This is a genomic window from Bradyrhizobium sp. CCBAU 53415 (assembly GCF_028128735.1).
Classification (GTDB): domain Bacteria; phylum Pseudomonadota; class Alphaproteobacteria; order Rhizobiales; family Xanthobacteraceae; genus Bradyrhizobium.
This window is the reverse complement of sequence record NZ_LBJF01000024.1, coordinates 328889-346327: the sequence shown is the minus strand read 5'-3', so window position 1 is coordinate 346327 and position 17439 is coordinate 328889. Positions and strand designations below refer to the sequence as shown.

Annotated in this window: 15 protein-coding genes and 1 pseudogene; 9 read left to right on the top strand and 7 right to left on the bottom strand. The window is 64.6% G+C overall.

Translation table 11 applies throughout. From position 1 onward, the window contains the following. Positions 1–87: 87 nt before the first annotated feature. Entirely contained in the window at positions 88–711 is a 624-nt protein-coding gene (locus tag XH87_RS19890; protein ID WP_271588558.1) for a pyridoxamine 5'-phosphate oxidase family protein, read from the top strand. 179 nt (positions 712–890) lie between these two features. Here XH87_RS19890 and XH87_RS19885 read toward each other — a convergent pair whose 3' ends face one another. From XH87_RS19885 to XH87_RS19875, 3 genes are read right to left on the bottom strand one after another with little or no spacing between them, the layout of a single operon-like run. Beyond that, on the bottom strand, positions 891–1622 hold the full coding sequence (locus tag XH87_RS19885) for an ABC transporter ATP-binding protein (protein WP_158668186.1): 732 nt from the start codon (positions 1620–1622) through the stop codon (positions 891–893). Then, the gene (locus XH87_RS19880) at positions 1619–3388 is read right to left on the bottom strand and encodes a branched-chain amino acid ABC transporter ATP-binding protein/permease (protein ID WP_271588557.1); all 1770 of its coding nucleotides are present in this window, start codon (positions 3386–3388) and stop codon (positions 1619–1621) included. Before XH87_RS19880 ends, XH87_RS19885 begins: the two co-directional genes overlap by 4 nt. Positions 3389–3395: 7 nt before the next feature. After that, positions 3396–4436, bottom strand: a complete 1041-nt coding sequence (locus XH87_RS19875; protein WP_271588556.1) for a branched-chain amino acid ABC transporter permease — start codon at positions 4434–4436, stop codon at positions 3396–3398. A 179-nt stretch (positions 4437–4615) separates the two neighbouring features. Here XH87_RS19875 and XH87_RS19870 point away from each other — a divergent pair, with 179 nt between their 5' ends. Further along, positions 4616–5137 carry a MarR family winged helix-turn-helix transcriptional regulator gene (locus XH87_RS19870; RefSeq protein ID WP_035711259.1) on the top strand — a complete coding sequence of 174 codons (522 nt, stop codon included), beginning with the start codon at positions 4616–4618 and terminating at the stop codon, positions 5135–5137. A 291-nt stretch (positions 5138–5428) separates the two neighbouring features. Here XH87_RS19870 and XH87_RS19865 read toward each other — a convergent pair. Further along, a pseudogene (locus XH87_RS19865) lies at positions 5429–5586 on the bottom strand (glycerate kinase); the annotation flags it as partial. A 126-nt stretch (positions 5587–5712) separates the two neighbouring features. Between XH87_RS19865 and XH87_RS19860 the strand changes: the two are divergent. From XH87_RS19860 to XH87_RS19830, 7 genes are read left to right on the top strand one after another with little or no spacing between them, the layout of a single operon-like run. After that, positions 5713–5982 (top strand): helix-turn-helix domain-containing protein, encoded by a 270-nt coding sequence (locus XH87_RS19860; RefSeq protein WP_035711260.1) that lies wholly within the window; start codon positions 5713–5715, stop codon positions 5980–5982. Positions 5983–6019: 37 nt separating this feature from the next. Beyond that, positions 6020–8020, top strand: coding sequence for a hydrogenase 4 subunit B (gene hyfB / locus XH87_RS19855; protein WP_271588555.1), 2001 nt, complete (start codon positions 6020–6022; stop codon positions 8018–8020). Continuing rightward, positions 8017–8973, top strand: coding sequence for a respiratory chain complex I subunit 1 family protein (locus XH87_RS19850; RefSeq protein ID WP_035711263.1), 957 nt, complete (start codon positions 8017–8019; stop codon positions 8971–8973). The genes hyfB and XH87_RS19850 overlap by 4 nt, the downstream gene beginning before the upstream one ends. Positions 8974–8976: 3 nt before the next feature. Continuing rightward, on the top strand, positions 8977–9639 hold the full coding sequence (locus XH87_RS19845) for a hydrogenase-4 component E (protein WP_035711265.1): 663 nt from the start codon (positions 8977–8979) through the stop codon (positions 9637–9639). Continuing rightward, positions 9636–11075 carry a hydrogenase 4 subunit F gene (locus XH87_RS19840; protein WP_271588554.1) on the top strand — a complete coding sequence of 480 codons (1440 nt, stop codon included), beginning with the start codon at positions 9636–9638 and terminating at the stop codon, positions 11073–11075. The genes XH87_RS19845 and XH87_RS19840 overlap by 4 nt, the downstream gene beginning before the upstream one ends. Before the next feature lie 3 nt (positions 11076–11078). Continuing rightward, complete coding sequence (locus XH87_RS19835; protein WP_271588553.1) at positions 11079–12587, top strand: hydrogenase large subunit; 1509 nt, start codon at positions 11079–11081, stop codon at positions 12585–12587. Between the two features lie 3 nt (positions 12588–12590). Continuing rightward, the gene (locus XH87_RS19830; RefSeq protein ID WP_271588552.1) at positions 12591–13115 is read left to right on the top strand and encodes an NADH-quinone oxidoreductase subunit B family protein; all 525 of its coding nucleotides are present in this window, start codon (positions 12591–12593) and stop codon (positions 13113–13115) included. A gap of 68 nt (positions 13116–13183) precedes the next feature. Here XH87_RS19830 and XH87_RS19825 read toward each other — a convergent pair whose 3' ends face one another. The 3 genes from XH87_RS19825 to XH87_RS19815 form a co-directional block, all read right to left on the bottom strand. Then, positions 13184–14467, bottom strand: a complete 1284-nt coding sequence (locus tag XH87_RS19825; RefSeq protein ID WP_271588551.1) for a glycerate kinase type-2 family protein — start codon at positions 14465–14467, stop codon at positions 13184–13186. A gap of 191 nt (positions 14468–14658) precedes the next feature. Continuing rightward, entirely contained in the window at positions 14659–15888 is a 1230-nt protein-coding gene (locus XH87_RS19820; protein WP_271588550.1) for an ABC transporter substrate-binding protein, read from the bottom strand. Between the two features lie 165 nt (positions 15889–16053). Beyond that, entirely contained in the window at positions 16054–17283 is a 1230-nt protein-coding gene (locus XH87_RS19815) for an ABC transporter substrate-binding protein (RefSeq protein ID WP_271588549.1), read from the bottom strand. Positions 17284–17439 lie beyond the last annotated feature (156 nt).

Genomic DNA, 17439 nt, shown 5'->3' with positions numbered 1-17439 from the left:
AAGGTGCCTAATTGTTTTAGACGCCGAAGGCTCCACATTAGCGGTCGAAAGACGCAAGCATGCGCCGGAATTTCAGGAGACGTTCCGATGACAACGGCCCACACCTATGCCAGCGATGTTGCCTTCTCGCCCGCTGTGAAGGCGATCCAGACTCGCAAGGGCTCGCGCGAGGCCTACGCGCGCAGCGAGCAGCGCGGCTGGCGCGCCGAGGTCGACGACAACCTCGCGGCCTTCCTGGCTGACGCCAATAGCTTCTATTTCGCCACCGCTTCGGCCGACGGCCAGCCCTACATCCAGCATCGCGGCGGCCCGAAGGGCTTTCTCAAGGTGCTGGACAGGCAGACGCTCGCCTTCGCCGATTATGCCGGCAACCAGCAGTTCATTACCCAGGGCAATCTCTCGGAAAACCCCAAGGCCTACATCTTCGTGATGGACTACGCCCATCGTCGTCGTGTGAAGATCTGGGGCGAGGCGCGCGTCGTCGAGGACGACGAGGCGCTGACCGCCTCGCTGATGCCGAAGGGCTATCGTGCCCGTCCGGAACAGGTGATCCTGTTCAAGATCGCGGCGTGGGACACCAACTGCCCGCAGCACATCCCGCAGAAGTTCGATGCGGGCGATGTCGCGGCGGCGCTGGCGGCGAGGGACGCGAGAATCGCGGAGCTGGAAGCGGAGGTGGCGGCGTTGAGGGGGGAGAAAGCGGCCACGTAAGTCGCCACTTGTTTCCCCTCCCCTGGAGGGGGGCGATCGCGCGGAGCGCGAGCGGGGTGGGGTGATCTCTCAACGCGGGCACTGTGCGAGGTGGTGAGACCGTCACCCCACCCAGCTTCGCATTCCGCTCCGCTACATGCGATGCGAAGCGACCCTCCCCCTCAGGGGAAGGGTAAGAGTCACGACACATTCTCGCCTTCGTGCTGGAAGCCGAGATAGCTGGCTGCCACTCCCTCGTTGGCCGCGACGTCGCTGGCCTTGCCGCTCAGCACGAACTCGCCGAGCTCCATCACATAGGCCCGGTCCGCGATCTTCAGCGCGGCCTGCGCATTCTGCTCGACCAGCAGCACGGAGACGCCGCTGGCGCGCAGCTGGCCGACGATGCGGAAGATGTCGGCGACGATGATGGGCGCGAGGCCGAGGCTCGGCTCGTCCAGCATCAGGAGCTTCGGCTCGCCCATCAGCGCACGGCCCATCGCCAGCATCTGCTGCTCGCCGCCGGACAGCGTGCCGGCGAGCTGCTTGCGCCGCTCCTTCAGCCGCGGAAACAGCGTATAGACGCGTTCCATCGAGGCCTTCGCCTTGCCGCGCTCGATGCGGAAGGCACCAAGCTCGAGATTGTCCTCGACATTCATGGTCACGAACAATTCGCGGTGCTCCGGCACGAGGCCGAGGCCCATCGCGACGCGGTCCTCGATGTCGAGCCGGGCGAGGTCCTGTCCGGCAAAGGCGACGCGGCCCTTCAGCGGTAGGATGCCCATGATGGCCGAGAGCAGCGTGGTCTTGCCGGCGCCGTTGGCGCCGACGATGGTAACGATCTCGTTCGTGCCGACCTCGAGCGAGACCGAACGCACCGCCTCGACCTTGCCATAGGCGACATGGGCGTCGGTGACGGACAACAGCGCGCTCATGCCGCCACTCCGAGATAGGCCTTGATCACTTCGGGATTGGTCTTGATCGTGGCGGGGGTGCCCTCCGCGATCTTGGTGCCGAAATCGAGCACCACGATGCGGTCGGCGAGGTTCATGACGAAGCCCATGTCGTGCTCGACCAGGAGCACGCTCATGCCGCCGTCGCGCAGCTCGCGCAGCAGCGTCGCGAGGCGCTGCTTCTCCATGTGGCGAAGGCCCGCGGCCGGCTCGTCGAGCAGCAGCAGCATCGGGTCGACGCAGAGCGCGCGGGCGATCTCGACGATGCGCTGCTGGCCGAGCGAGAGGCTGCCTGCGAGCTGATGCATCTGTTCGGTGAGGCCGACGCGCTCGATCTGGCGGGCGGCCTCGGCGAGCAGCTTGGCCTCATCAGTGCGGTCGAGGCGCAGCATCGATGAGATCGGCCCGGAATGGCCGCGCAGATGCGCGCCGATCGCGACGTTCTCCAGCACGGTCATGTCGGGGACGAGCTTGACGTGCTGGAAGGTCCTGCTGATGCCGAGCTTGACGATCTCCTGCGGCGGCGCCTTGTCGACCTTCCTGCCGAGCACCGAGACCGAGCCCGAGGTCGCCGACAGCACGCCGGTAATCAGGTTGAAGGTCGTGCTCTTGCCGGCGCCGTTCGGACCGATCAGCGCGACGATCTCGCGGGCCTGGACGTCGAAGGAGACATTGTTGACCGCGACCACGCCGCCGAACTGCTTTCGCGCTTTCTCCACCTGAAGCAGGACGCCGGACTGAACCGGCGAGCGTGTGCGCGCCTCCAGCTCGAGCGAAGTATCCGGCTTCCCTCCACCGGTGCGTTCCGGCAGGAACGACATCAGCCACGGCCAGAGGCCGCCGGGCGCAAGTTGCAGCAGGGCCACCAGCATGAGGCCGAACACGATGGTCTCGACCTGCCCGGAGCCGGGCAGGATCAGCGGCAGATAGCTTTGCAGCACCTCTTTCAGGACCACGACGATCGCCGCGCCGAGCACGCCGCCCCAGACGTAGCCGGCGCCGCCGACCACCGCGATGAAGAGATATTCGATGCCGGCCTGTGCGCCGAACGGCGTCGGGTTCACCGCGCGCTGAAGATGCGCGTAGAGCCACCCCGAAAGGCCGGCGAGCACTGCGGCATGGATGAACACCAGCAGTTTTGCGCGCGGCGTGTGTACGCCGAAGGCCTCGGCCGCGACATGGCCGCGCCGAAGCGCGCGGATGGCGCGGCCGGTGCGGGAGTCCAGGAGATTCATCGTCAGCAGGGCCGAGAGGATCACCGCGACCCAGATGGCGTAATAGATCGAACCGGGCGAGAGCATCTTGAACGTGCCGATCGACAGCGGCGGGATCGCCGAGATGCCGTCATTGCGCCCCAGGAATTCCAGCTTGCTGAAGAGATAGAACAGCCCCAATCCCCAGGCGAGCGTGCCGAGCGGCAGGTAATGGCCGGAGAGGCGGACGGTGATCAGCCCGAGCAGCACCGCGAGCGATCCGCTGACCAGGAGCGACAGCGGCAGGGTCAGCCACGGCGACAGGCCGTGGGCGGTCGACAGCACCGCGGTGGTGTAGGCGCCGAAACCGACGAAGGCCGCCTGTCCGAAAGAGGTCAGGCCGCCGACGCCGGTCAGCAGCACGAGGCCCATCGCGACGAGCGCTGCAAGACCGATATTGTCGAGCAGCACGATCCAGAACGGCGGCATGCCCGGGACGAACGGGATCGCCGCCATGAGAGCTGCGAAGATGAGGATGGGAAGCCGGCTCTGCATCTTGGCCTCAGTCCTTCTCTTCTTCGACGGCCGGCGCGGCGAGCGAGCGCAGCAGCAGCACGGGGATCAGCAGCATGAAGACGATCACTTCCTTGTAGTTGGAGGCATAGAAGGACGAGAACGCCTCGACGATGCCGACCACCAGCGCCGCGACGGCGGAGAGGGGATAGCTGACGAGGCCGCCGATGATCGCGGCGACGAAGCCCTTCAAGCCGATCAGGAAGCCGGAGTCGTAGTAGAGCGTCGTGATCGGCACGATCATGATGCCCGACAGCGCGCCGATGACGGAGGCCAGCAGAAAGGCGATCTGTCCGGACAGCGTGGTGCGTATGCCGGCGAGCCGCGCCCCCAGCCGGTTCACGGCGGTCGCGCGCAGTGCCTTGCCGTAGAGCGTCAGGCCGAAGAACAGCCAGAGCCCGACGATGAAGGCGATGGTGATGGCGTAGACGGTGATGCTCTGGCCGGTGAAGCGCAGCGTGCCGGCGGTGAAGGCGCCGGACAGCACGGCGGGTCCGCGCTGGCCCTCGGCGCCGAAGAACAGCAGCCCCAGCCCCTGGAGCGCGAGATGCACGCCCACCGAGGCGATCAGCAGCACCAGCACGGAGGTGTGCGCCAGCGGCTGGAAGGCGATGCGGTAGAGATAGACGCCGATCATCGCGACGATCACGAGGGACAGCGCGATGCAGATCGCCACCGGCGGCTTCTCGCTGGCGAAGTAAACGGTCAGCGCCAGCACGATGCCGGGCAGCACGATGTTGGTGATGAAGCTGCGCACGATCAGCCGCGCATGCAGCGCCTTGCGCGCCACGAAAAGATCGAAGGCGAAGGCGCCGATGCCAAGCGCAAGCGCGAGCTTTGCCGTGCCCGGCATCTGGCCCGCGGCCAGCGAGGCATAGGTCAGCGCGCCGTAGGTGACGAATTCGCCTTGCGGAATGAGGATCACGCGGGTGACGGCGAACACCAGCACCAGCGCCAGGCCGAGCAGCGCGTAGATCGCGCCATTGGTGATGCCGTCCTGCACCAGGAACAGCATGATGGTGGTATTCAAGACCGGACGCTCCCCCTCAAGATCGAGGACCGGTCTCCGCAATTGCGGTGGATGGTCCCCCTCACAGCCATTGAAATACGCTGACGATATTTGATATGGTCCATAACAATTATCAAATATAACATCAAGGGCGGGGGGAACGACCCGCTCGAATTTAGCGGGATTACGAGCACGAGGCGATGACCGTTTCCAAGACCGCTGAAAAGTCGTCCGAAAAACCCGCTGACGCGGCCAAGGGCCGCAAGGACGCGGGCGAAGTCCAGGCCGAAGCGCTCCAGCTCGGCGAGCTCTCCGAGCAGCTCGGCTATGTCCTGAAGCGGGCGCAGCTCAAGGTATTCGAGAACTTTTTGCGCTGCATGGCCTCGCTCCAGCTGACGCCGGCGCAGTTCTCGGTGCTGCTCCTGGTCGAGAAGAACCCCGGGCGTAACCAGACCGAGATCGCCTCCACGCTCGGCATCCTCAGGCCGAACTTCGTGGCGATGCTCGACAATCTCGAGAGCCGCGACCTTTGCGCGCGGATCCGCTCCACCAACGACCGCCGCTCCCATATCCTGGTGCTCACCGACAAGGGCAAGGCCGTGCTGGCGCGGGCAAAGAAGCTCGTTGCCACCAAGCATGAGGCCCGGTTGAACGACCTGCTCGGCCAGGCCAACCGCGAGGCCCTGATCGGGATGCTCTCGAAGATCGCCAACGAGTTCTGACTCTGATCCTCTTCTGGAGGGGAGGGTCGGCCGCGCGGAGCTGAAGTCGCACGTCTGCGAAGTCTTGAGCTCACACCCCATGGCACACTGCGCTCCCTCCCCCCTTGCGGGGGAGGGCGGGGGAGAGGGGTGGCCCAGCAAATGGTGTGCGATATATTCCACATTATCAATTATCAGCAACAGCGGACTCGTGATGCGCACTCCGTCGAGAGAGCGTGCCGTGTGGCACCCCTCTCCCTAGCCCTCCCCCGCAAGGGGGGAGGGAACGCAGCGGAGTGTGGGGCAGACGCCTCAATCCACCAAGATCAACCTGATATCATTCACGTTCGTCAGGGTCGGGCCAGGCTGCAGCAGATCGCGCGTGGCCTCGAAGAATGTTGTTGCAGCCCTTGCGCCTTCATCTTCGCGAAGGTCGCAGCATCGATCAGTGCGCCGCACACGCCCCGGGGGGCGTAAGCTCGGAGGACATCGAACGGAATGATGCGCTGCGTCTAGAAGATGATGCTTGAAACGTCATTTTGCGCGTCCTAAGCTTGGCAACTCAAGCACTGTAACTGCCACGGACATTGTGCCCCGTGATCACCGCCGCGCAGCTTCGAGCCGCCCGTGCCTTGCTCAGGATCGACCAGCGCGAACTCGCGCAGCGCTGTTCGCTGTCGTTGCCGACGATCCAGCGCATGGAGGCCTCCGAAGGGGTGATCCGCGGCAATGTCGATTCCCTGGTGAAGCTGGTCGAGGCGCTGTCGGTTGCCGGCATCGAGCTGATCGCCGAGGGGGCAGTGTCGAGCGCCGGGGGGCGCGGTGTGCGGCTGAAGTCTCCACCTCCGAGCGCAGGCGGCCAATAGCGATGATGCGTGCGCAAATCATGATGCAGGAGCGGCCATGATCGCCGTGGCGCTATGGTCAGTGGCGGCTCTACTGGCACTGGCGCCTGCGGGAATCGTGCTGTCGACGCGCCCGCGCGGCTCGATCATTCTCTACGGCGGGTGCCTGATCGCCACATCGACGCTATGTGTCACGGCGCTGTCGGATCTGCTCTTTTTCCCGCATCTGACGCCGAGCGCGACACTGCCGATCGGCCTGCCCTGGCTCGGTGCCCATTTCCGGCTCGATGCGCTGTCTGCCTTCTTCCTCGTCGTCGTCAATCTCGGCGGCGCCGCTGCGAGCCTGTTCGCGCTCGGCTACTTCAGGCACGAGGACTCCCCCGGCCGCGTGCTGCCGTTCTATCCTGCCTATCTCGCAGGGATGAACGTCGTCGTGCTGGCAAACGATGCCTTCAGCTTCCTGGTCGCCTGGGAATTCATGTCGCTGACCTCCTGGGCGATGGTGGTGTCGCATCACCGGGAGGCCGAGAATGTCCGCGCCGGCTATATCTACCTCTTGATGGCAAGTTTCGGCACGCTGGCGCTGCTGCTCGCTTTCGGCCTGCTCGCGAGCGGCGCCGGTTACGATTTCGATTCGATCCGAGCCTCGCATCCTTCCGTTGCGGTGAGCGGCGTGGTGGTGATCCTCATGCTGCTGGGCGCCGGCTCCAAGGCTGGCCTGGTGCCGCTGCACGCTTGGCTGCCGCTCGCCCATCCTGCCGCACCCAGCCACGTCTCCGGCCTCATGAGCGGCGTTATGACCAAGGTCGCCGTCTACGGCTTCGTGCGCATCGTCTTTGATCTTCTGCCCGAACCCGTGTGGTGGTGGAGCATGGTGGTGCTGCTGGTCGGCGGTCCGTCGGCGACGCTGGGCGTGCTCTACGCGCTGATGCAGCGCGACATCAAGCGCGTGCTCGCTTATTCAACGATCGAGAATATCGGCATCATCTTCACCGGCCTCGGACTGGCGCTGGCTTTCAAGGCGGAAGGGCTCGACTGGGTGGCGGCGCTCGCTTTCACCGCGGCGATGCTGCACGTATTCAATCATGCGCTGTTCAAGAGCCTGTTGTTCTTCGGCGCCGGCGCGGTGCTCGGAGCAACCGGCGAGCGTGACATGGAGAAGCTCGGCGGGTTGATCCATCGCATGCCGAAGACGGCGTTCGCGGTGCTGGTCGGCTGCGTCGCGATCTCGGCATTGCCGCCATTCAACGGCTTTGTTTCGGAATGGCTGACCTTCCAGGCGATCCTGCTCTCACCGCAGCTGCCCTCCTGGGGCCTCAAGCTGGTCATTCCGGCGGTCGGCGGTTTGCTGGCGCTCGCGGCCGCCTTTGCCGCGGCCTGCTTCGTCAAGCTCTATGGCATCAGCTTCCTCGGCCGGCCGCGTTCGGATGTCGCGGCGTCAGCACATGAGACCGACCGCTTCTCGCTGACCGCGATGTTCGTGCTTGCCGCCCTTTGCCTCGTTGCCGGCATCCTGCCCGGGTTGTTCATCGATGCGCTGGCGCCGGTGAGCAAGGATATGGTCGGCAACATTATGCCGCATCAGGTCGGATTGCAGTGGCTCACCATCGTGCCGATCGCCGAAAGCCGCAGCTCCTATAACGGCCTTCTGGTGTTCCTGTTTGCGGCACTCTGCGGCACGACGGCGGCGACAGCCATTCACCGTTTCGCCTCCGACCGCTTACGTCGCGCGCCGGCCTGGGATTGCGGCTATCCCGATCCGAATCCGGCGATCCAGTACTCCGCCTCCAGCTTCTCGCAGCCGATCCGCCGCGTGTTCGGCAGCGTCATCTTTGCCGCGCGCGAGATCGGCGAGATGCCGCCGCCGTCCTCGCCGGCTCCTGCGCGGCTCCAGGTCGAACTGCACGATCTGATCTGGGATGTGCTGTACGCACCGATTGCGAAGGTCATCGGCTTTGCGACCGACCGCATCAATATCCTGCAGTTCCTCACCATCCGCCGCTATCTGACGCTCGTCTTCGTGGCGCTCGTCGTGCTGCTGCTGGTGGTGGCGCTATGAACGCGCTGCGCGATATCCTCTCCCAGGGCGCCCAGATGTCGCTGGTGCTGGGGCTCGCGCCGCTGCTGACGGGTTTCGTGCGCAAGGTGAAGGCTCGGCTGCTGCGCCGGCGTGGACCGCCGCTGCTCCAACCCTATCGTGACCTTATTCGTCTGATGCGCAAGGACGTCGTGCTCGCCGACAACGCATCCTGGCTGTTCCGCGTCATTCCCTATCTGATCTTCGCGGGCACCTGGGTCGCCGCCTCGCTGGTGCCGACTTTCGGCAATGGCCTGTTGTTCTCCTGGACCGCCGATCTCATCGCCATCACTGCGCTGCTCGGCAGCGCCCGTTTCTTCCAGGCGCTCGCCGGCATGGACGTCGGCACCGCGTTCGGCGGCATCGGCTCCAGCCGCGAGGTCATGATCGCCTCCCTCGCCGAGCCCGCGATGCTGATCACAGTGTTCTCGGTTGCGATGATCGCCGGCTCGACGCAGCTCTCGAGCGTGGCCGAGTTCATGGGCTCGGACGCGGTCGGTCTGCGTGTGTCCCTGGGCATGGCGTTCGTGGCACTGACCATCGTAGCGCTGGCGGAGAATGCCCGCATCCCCGTCGATAACCCCGCCACCCATCTCGAGCTCACCATGGTGCACGAGGCCATGGTGCTGGAATATTCGGGGCGGCATCTCGCGCTGATCGAACTGTCGTCGCAGCTCAAGCTCCTGCTCTATGTCTCGCTGATCGCCTGCGTGTTCCTGCCATGGGGCACGGCGACGGCGGACGCGGGCGTTGCGAGGCTCGTCTTTGGCGCGCTGCTCTATTTCGGCAAGCTGGCGGTGCTTGGCTTCTTGCTCGCCGTGTTCGAGACGTCGATCGCCAAGATGCGCGTGTTCCGGATTCCGGAGTTCTTGGGCGCGGCGCTGATGCTGGCATTGCTTGCCACCCTGTTGCGCTTCGTGTCGGGGAGCCTCTAAGAGATGAGCAGCCTGCAATTCGACATCGCCCATCTGCTCGCCGGCTCCCTCGTGCTGGCGAGCTTCATGATGCTCTATCAGGACCGGCTCTATGCGCTGCTCAATGTCTATGCGCTGCATGCCGGCGTGCTGGCGCTGTCGGTGGCCTGGCAGGCCTATGTGCAGCAGGCGCCGCATCTCTATGTCACGGCGCTGATCGCGCTGGTCTTCAAGGCCATCATCATCCCGGTGGCGCTGCACCGGATCATCAAGCGGCTCGGTATCCACCGCGAGATCGAGAATGCGATCGGCATCGGGTTGACCATGATGGCTGGCATCGGCCTCGTCGCGCTGTCGATGGTGGTGATGCTGCGGGTGACGCCGAGCGCCGATGCGCTCGCGCGCGAGGATCTTGCCTTCGCGCTGTCGGTGGTGCTGCTGGGGCTCCTGATCATGGTTACGCGACGCAACGCCGTGAGCCAGGTCGTCGGATTCATGTCGCTGGAGAACGGGCTGGTGCTGGCGGCAACCGGTGCCAAGGGCATGCCGCTGGTGGTCGAGATCAGCGTCGCCTTCTCGGTGCTGATCGCCTTCATCGTGATCGGCATCTTCCTGTTCCGTATCCGCGAGCGTTTTGACAGCGTGGACGTGCAGGAGCTTGATCGCTTTCGCGGAGAGCGGCGATGAGCATCGACGCCCTCAGCGCCATCCTCCTGATTCCGGCCCTCTCGGCGGCGCTGCTGGCAATTTTGCCCGGCTACCGACTGACGGCGAAGCTGAACGTAGCGGCGGCGCTCGCGACCTTCCTTACTTCGCTCTCGCTGTTCGTGGTCGAACCGGTATCGGGGCAGTATCTGCTGATGGACGACCTCAACAAGGTCTTCATCGTGTTGACCACCTTCGTCAGCTTCACCACATCGGTGTTCAGCGCGAGCTACATCCAGCACGAGACCGAGACCGGGCGCCTCGCGCCGGCGTTCCTGCGCTTCTATCACGCGATGTATCAGACGCTGATGTTCGCGATGAACCTCGCGCTCCTCGCCAACAATATCGGCCTGATGTGGGTCGCGGTCGAGGTGGCGACGCTGACCACCGTCCTGATGGTCGGGATCTACCGCACCCATGAGGCGCTGGAGGCGGCCTGGAAATATTTCATCCTCGGTAGCGTCGGCATCGCGCTCGCGCTGTTCGGCACCATCCTGGTCTATATGGCGGCGCGCCCCGTGGTGGGCGAGGGGCTCGACGGCATGGTATGGACGGTGCTGGTGAAGCACGCCGCACAGTTCGACCCGGCGTTGCTCAACGTCGCCTTCGCCTTCCTCCTGCTCGGCTACGGCACCAAGGTCGGCCTCGCACCGTTGCATGCCTGGCTGCCGGATGCGCATGCCGAGGGCCCGACGCCGATCTCGGCGGTGCTGTCCGGCCTGTTGCTCAATGTCGCGCTCTATGCGCTCCTGCGCTTCAAGATGATGCTCGCGGTCAACTCCGAGGCGATCGCGCCGGGTCCGTTGATGGTGACCATGGGTCTGATCTCTGTGATCTTCGCCGCGCTGATGCTGTACCGGCGCCGCGACATCAAGCGGATGTTCGCCTATTCCTCGATCGAGCATATGGGCATCATCGTCTTCGCCTTCGGCATGGGCGGACCGCTCGCGAATTTCGCAGGGCTGTTGCATATGACCATGCATTCGCTGACCAAGTCGGCGATCTTCTTCGCGGTCGGCCATATCGCGCAGGTCAAGGGCACACAGAAGATCGCCGATATCGGCGGGCTCACGGTGACCAACCCCGCGCTCGGCTGGGGCCTGATGCTCGGCGTCGTCGCCATCGTCGGGCTGCCGCCGCTCGGCATCTTCATGAGCGAGTTTCTGGTGGTGAGTTCGACTTTCGCCCGCGCGCCCTGGCTGACGGTGATCCTGGTGCTCGGCATCATCATCGCGCTCGGCGGGCTTTTCCTGCGGATCGGCGCGGTGATGTTCGGCGAGCCCAAGGGCAAGACCGCGCCTGCGGAAGCCTCCTACGTGCCGATGTTCACGCACCTCGGACTGGTTCTGATGGCCGGCATCTACCTGCCGCCGGTGCTGGTCACCGGCTTCCAGAACGTCGCGAAGCTGATGGGGTAGGCCATGGGCATCCTCGACAGCATCCCCCATGTCCATGCGGTGCCGTCGCACCGACCCTGGCCGCGCGCGGTCGTGACGGAGGCGGGCTGGCAGGCGGCGATCGATCGACTGGTCGAGGGAGGCCTCACACTGCTTGGCTTCTGGGGCGAGCCGACCGCGGTGCATATGGCGATGATCGATGGAGGCTCGGCCGAGATCGCGGTCGTGACCTACGAGTGTACGGCCGGCACATTTCCAAGCGTCGCCGGCCATCATCCGCCGGCGCTTCGGCTCGAGCGGACCATTCATGATCTGTTCGGGCTTGTTCCGACCGTCGCCGACGATCTGCGGCCATGGCTCGATCACGACGTCTGGGGCAAATCCTATCCGCTGTCGGGCCGCGACACATCGCGCGACGTGCGGCCGTACCAGTTCCTGCCGTCCGAGGGCGAGGCGTTGCACCAGGTGGCGGTCGGCCCTGTCCATGCCGGGATCATTGAGCCCGGTCATTTCCGCTTCACCGCCAATGGCGAGCATGTGGTGCGGCTGGAGCAGCGGCTCGGCTACACCCACAAGGGCATCGAGTCGTTGATGCAGGGCGCGAGCCTTGCGGCTGCGGCAAAGCTCGCCAACCGCACCTCCGGCGACAGCGCGGTCGCCTATGCCTTCGCCTTTGCGCGCGCCGTGGAAGCGGCGCTCGACATCGAGGCGCCGTCGCGCGCGACGTATTTGCGGGGGCTGATGGCGGAGCTGGAACGGCTCGCCAATCATCTGGGCGACATCGGGGCCATCTGCAACGACGCGTCGTTCGCGCTGATGCATGCCCAGACCGGCATCCTGCGCGAGCGCTGCTTGCGAGCCGCGAACGTCGCGTTCGGCCATCGCCTGATGATGGACGTCATCGTGCCCGGTGGCGTGACGCGTGACATCGCGCCGGACGGCGTAGCGGCACTGCGCACGCTGCTCGCCGAAATCGACAAGGTGTTTCCGCGCCTGATCGAGCTCTACGACAACACGGCCTCGCTTCAGGACCGCACCGTCACCACGGGCATCGTGAAAACGGAGTACGCGCGGCAGTTCGGCGCGGGCGGCTATGTCGGCCGTGCGTCGGGGCGCAATTTCGATGCGCGGCGCATGCTTGCTTACGCACCCTACGACCGGCTGTCGTTCGAAGTGCCGGTGCTCGAGGCGGGCGACGTCAACGCGAGGGTCTGGATCCGCATCCGCGAGGTCGAGCAGAGCGTCGCGCTGATCGCGCAGGTTCTGGACATGATGGCACCGGGCGAGATCATGAGCGCGCTCCCGGCCGCGTGTGGTGAATGCGAAGGCCTGGCTGTGACGGAAGCGTTTCGCGGGGACGTGCTGATCTGGCTCAGGCTTGGCGGGGAGTTGCGCGTCGAACGCTGCCACCTGCGCGACGCCTCGTGGTTCCAGTGGCCGCTGCTGGAGGCCGCGATCGAGGGCAACATCATCGCCGACTTCCCGCTCTGCAACAAGTCGTTCAACTGTTCCTATTCGGGCGCGGACCTCTAGGCCATGCGCAAGACCCTGCTCGAAAGCCTCACCCATGGTTCGCTGGCGGAGCCCGCGCCGGTGCCGGACGAGTCGGCGCTGGCGGAGCTTGCAGCGAAGGTCGACCGCGCCGCCCAGGCCAGGCTGGGGCGTTCTCTCGCCATTCGCGAGGTCGATGCCGGGTCCTGCAACGGCTGCGAGCTGGAGATCCACGCGCTGTCCAACGCCTTCTACGACATCGAACGTTTCGGCCTGCGCTTCGTCGCCTCGCCGCGCCACGCCGACGTGCTGCTGATCACGGGTCCGGTGACGAAGAACATGCGACAGGCGCTGGAGCGGACCTACAACGCGACGCCGGATCCGAAATGGGTCGTCGCGGTCGGCGGCTGCGCGATCGATGGCGGCATTTTCAGAGGCAGCTACGCCTGCGTCGGCGGCGTCTCCGAGGTCGTGCCGGTGGATCTGCACATCAAGGGCTGCCCGCCGTCTCCGACGGACTTGTTGAAGGGTCTGCTCGCGCTGCTGGAGAACGTCAGCGGCAAGGGGTGAGCTGCGCCGACGAGTTTGCGGCACGCGGCTCGAGGCACGCCCGGCGACAACGCCGGACAGAGCGCTTCTCAATCCACCAGGATCACCCTGATGTCGTTCACGTTGGTCAGTGTCGGGCCCGGCTGCAGCAAATCGCCCGTCGCCTCGAAGAACGTGGTCGCGTCGTTGTTGTCGAGATAGGCCTGCGGCTCGAGCCCCTCTGTCTTCATCTTTGCGAACGTTGCCGCGTCGATCAGCGCGCCCGCGGGGTCGGTCGGGTGACCGGCGCCGCCATCGGCGCCGTCGGTGTCGCCGGCGAGCGCCGCAATACCCGGCATGTCCTTCAAGAGGCCGGCGAGTGCCAGCGCGTATTCCTGGTTGGGACCGCCGCGCCCATTGCCGCGCACGGTCACCGTGAGCTCGCCGCCGGAGAGGATCGCGAGGCGCTTGCCCTGGGTGCGTGCTTGCAGCGCCAGCCTGGCGTGATCGGCGGCGACCTCGCGTGCCTCGCCTTCGAGATCGGCGCCGAGGTCGACGGTCTCGTAACCGGAGGCGCGCGCGAGCTTCACCGCGGCCTCGAGCGACTGCCTGGGCCGCGCGATCAGCTCGAAATGCGCGCGCGCGAAGGCCGGGTCACCCGGCTTGCAGCTCTCGTTGGCGGGATCGTCGAGCGCGCGGCGCACGGCATCGTCGATGTCGAGCCTGTACTTGGCCACGATCGCACGCGCATCCTTAAGCGTGGTCGGATCCGGCACGGTGGGGCCGGAGGCGATCGCGGAAGGATCGTCATGTGGCACGTCGGAAATCGCGAGCGTGACGATCTCGGCTGCGTTCCTGCCGGCGCGGGCCAGCCGCCCGCCCTTGATGCGCGACAGATGTTTCCTGACGACGTTCATCTCGCCGATGGGCGCGCCCGAGCGCAGCAGCGCCTTGTTGACCGCCTGCTTCTGCGCGAAGCTGATGCCGTCCACCGGCGCAATCCAGTTGGCCGAGCCGCCGCCGGTGAGCAGCACCAGCAGCAGATCGTCCGGACCGGCTTCGCCGGCGAGCGCGAGCGTGTCGGCGGCGCCCTGCAGGCCGGCTTCGTCGGGCACGGGATGACCGGCTTCGACCACGCGGATGCGGCGCGTCGGCATGCCGTAGCCGTGGCGCGTGGTGGCGATGCCGACAAGGCGTTCCGGTGCGAGCTGGAGCGTGTCCAGATAGTGCCGCTCGGCCGCCGCGGCCATGGCGCCTGCGCCCTTGCCGGCGGCGAGGCAGATCACGCGTCCCTTCGGCGCGGGGCGCAGATGCGGCGCCAGAATTGTGTTCGGATGGGCGGCGGCAACGGCGGCGTCGTAGAGCGCGCGGAGCAGGGGGCGGCGGTCGGTCATGGACAATGGCCTTGAGCGGACAGAGGTAGCGGCGACAAGCTCGCCGGTTATCTGCCTACCGCATCGCGCGCCAAAGCGTAAGCAGCCTTCATCATCATTCGATTGTGCAATCGCGTGATCATGATCGCCGCGCAGGCAAAGACCCCCCGCGCGATCAGCGCAGGGGGTCTTCTCGTCGTGTCTCTCAGTTGCTAGCCGCCGGCCTCCGCGTTGATCACGTCGCCGAACAGCTCCCAGCGCTCGCCCTTGAAGCGCTGCAGCTGCAGCGAGCTGATCGGGGCGAAATCGGTCGCCGACGTGTTGATCTTGATGCCGGGCAGCAGCACTTCGGTGCGGAAGTCCTTGAGGCTCGCGGCCTGCTTCATGACGTTCGCCCGCGTGAGGTCGTCACCGCAGTTCTTCAGTACCTGGACCAGCGTCTGCGCGACGCCGTAGCCGACGATCGTGCCGCCGTCGGTCTTGTCGCCTTCGGGGAAGTATTTCGCCATGAAATCAAGGAACCCTTTCATGCCGGGATCATTGGCCCATTGCGCGTCGGTGGTGTCCTTCAGATAGGCCGCCGAGATGATGCCTTGCGCGTTCTCGAAGCCTGCCGGCTTGATCACGCTTCCGACCGAGGCCGAGACGTTGTTGAGGAAATGGGTCGGTTTCCAGCCGATTTCCGCATTCTTCTTGATCGCCTGCGCCGCGAATTTCGGCGTGGTGATGTTGACGAAGATGTCGGCACCGGTCGCCTTCAGCTTGACGATGTGGTTGTCGATCGTCGGCTCGGACGTCTCGTAGCTTTCCTCGGCCACGATCATGCTCGCGGCTTTCGATCCGAGACCGTCCTTCAGGCCCTTGAGATAGTCCTTGCCGTAATCGTCGTTCTGGAACAGGACGGCGATCTTAGCGTTCGGCATCTCCTTCAGGATGTACTTTGCGTAGATCTGCGTTTCGCTCTGGTAGTTGGGTTGCCAGCCCATGGTCCAGGGGAAGTCCTTCGGATCGTTCCACTTGGTGGCGCCGGTGGCGACGAACAGCTGCGGCACCTTCTTCGAGTTCATGTATTTCTGGATCGCCGAGTTCGGCGGCGTGCCGAGCGAGTTGAAGATGAACAGCACCTCGTCGCTCTCGACCAGCTTGCGTGCCTGCTCCACCGTCTTCGGCGGTGAATAGGCGTCGTCGTAGGAGATGAAATTGATCTTGCGGCCGTTGATGCCGCCCTCGTCGTTGATCTTCTTGAAATAGGCGGCCTCGGTCCGCCCGATGATGCCGTAGGCGGAAGCCGGTCCGCTGTAGGGCATGATGTTGCCGATCTTGATCTCGGTATCGGTGGCGCCGGTATCGTATTTCTTCTGCGCAAGAGCGGCACTCGTCGAGGCCGCGAAAAATGCGAGCGCAACGGATGCGGCCGCGAGTTTGCTGGTGACAGCAGGCATTCCTATCTCCCTATTTTTCTTGATGTGCGCGTCCTTGTTCTTGTGTCGCTTTTCTTGCCGACGCGAACGGGATTGAACCCGATTTGGCCGGAACCTTCAAGGAAAAGCCCCTGCAACCGTGTCGCAGGGGCTGCTTCTTTAGTAGTCATGCGCGATGGTGGACCCTCATCCGCCGACGTCGCCACTGATGACGTCGCCGAACAGCTCCCAGGTTTGGCCCTTGAAGCGTTCCAGCCGCAGTTGCGAGAGCGGCGCGAAGTCCGTGGGACTGGTGTTGACCTTGACTCCCGGAAGCAGTCCGTGGGGCTCGAAATCTCTCATGCTCGCGGCCTGCTTCATCACGTTCGCCCGAGTCAGATCGTCGCCGCAAGCCTTCAGCACATGGACCAGTCCTTGTGCGACGATGTAGCCGTACATGACCGAGGCGTCCGCGCGGTTCGCTTCGGGATAGTATTTGTCCAGGAATTCGTTCCAGGCCTTCATGCTCGGATCGTTCTTCCATTGCGGATCAGTCGGGTCCTTGAAATATTGCGAGGAGATGATGCCCTGCGCGTTCTCGAAACCTGCGGGCTTGATCACGCTGCCGATCGATGCCGACACGTTATTGAGGAAGTGCAGTGGCTTCCAGCCGATCTCGGCATTCTTCTTGATCGCCTGGGCCGCGAACTTCGGTGTCGTGATGTTGAAGAACACGTCGGCGTCCGTCGACTTCATCTTGACGATATGGGAGTCGATCGTCGGTTCGGAAACTTCGTAGCTTTCCTCGATCACGATCATCGAGGAGCCCTTGGCGCCAAGCCCGTCCTTGAAGCCCTTGAGATAGTCCTTGCCGTAGTCGTCGTTCTGATAGAGCACGGCGATCTTGGCGTCCGGGTGGTTCTTCAGCATGTACTTGGCGTAGATTTGCGCTTCGCTCTGGTAGTTGGGCTGCCAGCCCATGGTCCAGGGGAATTCCTTCGGGTCGTTCCACTTGGTCGCACCGGTGGCGACGAATAACTGCGGCACTTTCTTCGAATTCATGTATTTCTGAATTGCCGAGTTGGGCGGCGTGCCGAGCGAGTTGAAGATCAGCAGCACCTCGTCGCTTTCCACGAGCTTGCGCGCCTGCTCCACCGTCTTCGGCGGCGAGTAGGCATCGTCATAGCTGATGAAGTTGATCTTGCGGCCGTTGATGCCGCCCTCCGCGTTGATCTTGCGGAAATAGGCCTCTTCCGTCTTGCCGATCACGCCGTAAGCGGATGCGGGACCGCTGTAGGGCATGATGTTGCCGATCTTGATTTCGGTGTCTGAGGCGCCGGTGTCGTATTTCTTCTGCGCTGACGCTGCGGTGGACAGAGCAGCAGTCAGCGCGAGGGCAGCCGCAAGGGCTCCCAAACGCGCGTGCATTGCAGGCATCCTGATCTCCCTAGGTCGGGTTGAATGTGTCGCTTGTTCTTGATTGGGAGCGCTCGTTTGCGTCGCTCCGGTCCACATTCAATACCCTTCCTGCGCAGCCAGCAAGGACAACGCCCAAACTGAAACTATTGTAGGGGGCGCAAATTGATCGATGCG

Bases quoted from the DNA above. Each gene is read 5' to 3' on its own strand.
- XH87_RS19885 (WP_158668186.1), bottom strand. From the start codon at position 1,622: ATGAGCGCGCTGTTGTCCGTCACCGACGCCCATGTCGCCTATGGCAAG.
- XH87_RS19820 (WP_271588550.1), bottom strand. From the start codon at position 15,888: ATGCCTGCTGTCACCAGCAAACTCGCGGCCGCATCCGTTGCGCTCGCA.
- XH87_RS19870 (WP_035711259.1), top strand. From the start codon at position 4,616: ATGACCGTTTCCAAGACCGCTGAAAAGTCGTCCGAAAAACCCGCTGAC.
- XH87_RS19825 (WP_271588551.1), bottom strand. From the start codon at position 14,467: ATGACCGACCGCCGCCCCCTGCTCCGCGCGCTCTACGACGCCGCCGTT.
- XH87_RS19830 (WP_271588552.1), top strand. From the start codon at position 12,591: ATGCGCAAGACCCTGCTCGAAAGCCTCACCCATGGTTCGCTGGCGGAG.
- XH87_RS19815 (WP_271588549.1), bottom strand. From the start codon at position 17,283: ATGCCTGCAATGCACGCGCGTTTGGGAGCCCTTGCGGCTGCCCTCGCG.
- XH87_RS19835 (WP_271588553.1), top strand. From the start codon at position 11,079: ATGGGCATCCTCGACAGCATCCCCCATGTCCATGCGGTGCCGTCGCAC.
- XH87_RS19840 (WP_271588554.1), top strand. From the start codon at position 9,636: ATGAGCATCGACGCCCTCAGCGCCATCCTCCTGATTCCGGCCCTCTCG.
- XH87_RS19890 (WP_271588558.1), top strand. From the start codon at position 88: ATGACAACGGCCCACACCTATGCCAGCGATGTTGCCTTCTCGCCCGCT.
- XH87_RS19850 (WP_035711263.1), top strand. From the start codon at position 8,017: ATGAACGCGCTGCGCGATATCCTCTCCCAGGGCGCCCAGATGTCGCTG.
- XH87_RS19845 (WP_035711265.1), top strand. From the start codon at position 8,977: ATGAGCAGCCTGCAATTCGACATCGCCCATCTGCTCGCCGGCTCCCTC.
- hyfB (WP_271588555.1), top strand. From the start codon at position 6,020: ATGATCGCCGTGGCGCTATGGTCAGTGGCGGCTCTACTGGCACTGGCG.
- XH87_RS19880 (WP_271588557.1), bottom strand. From the start codon at position 3,388: ATGCAGAGCCGGCTTCCCATCCTCATCTTCGCAGCTCTCATGGCGGCG.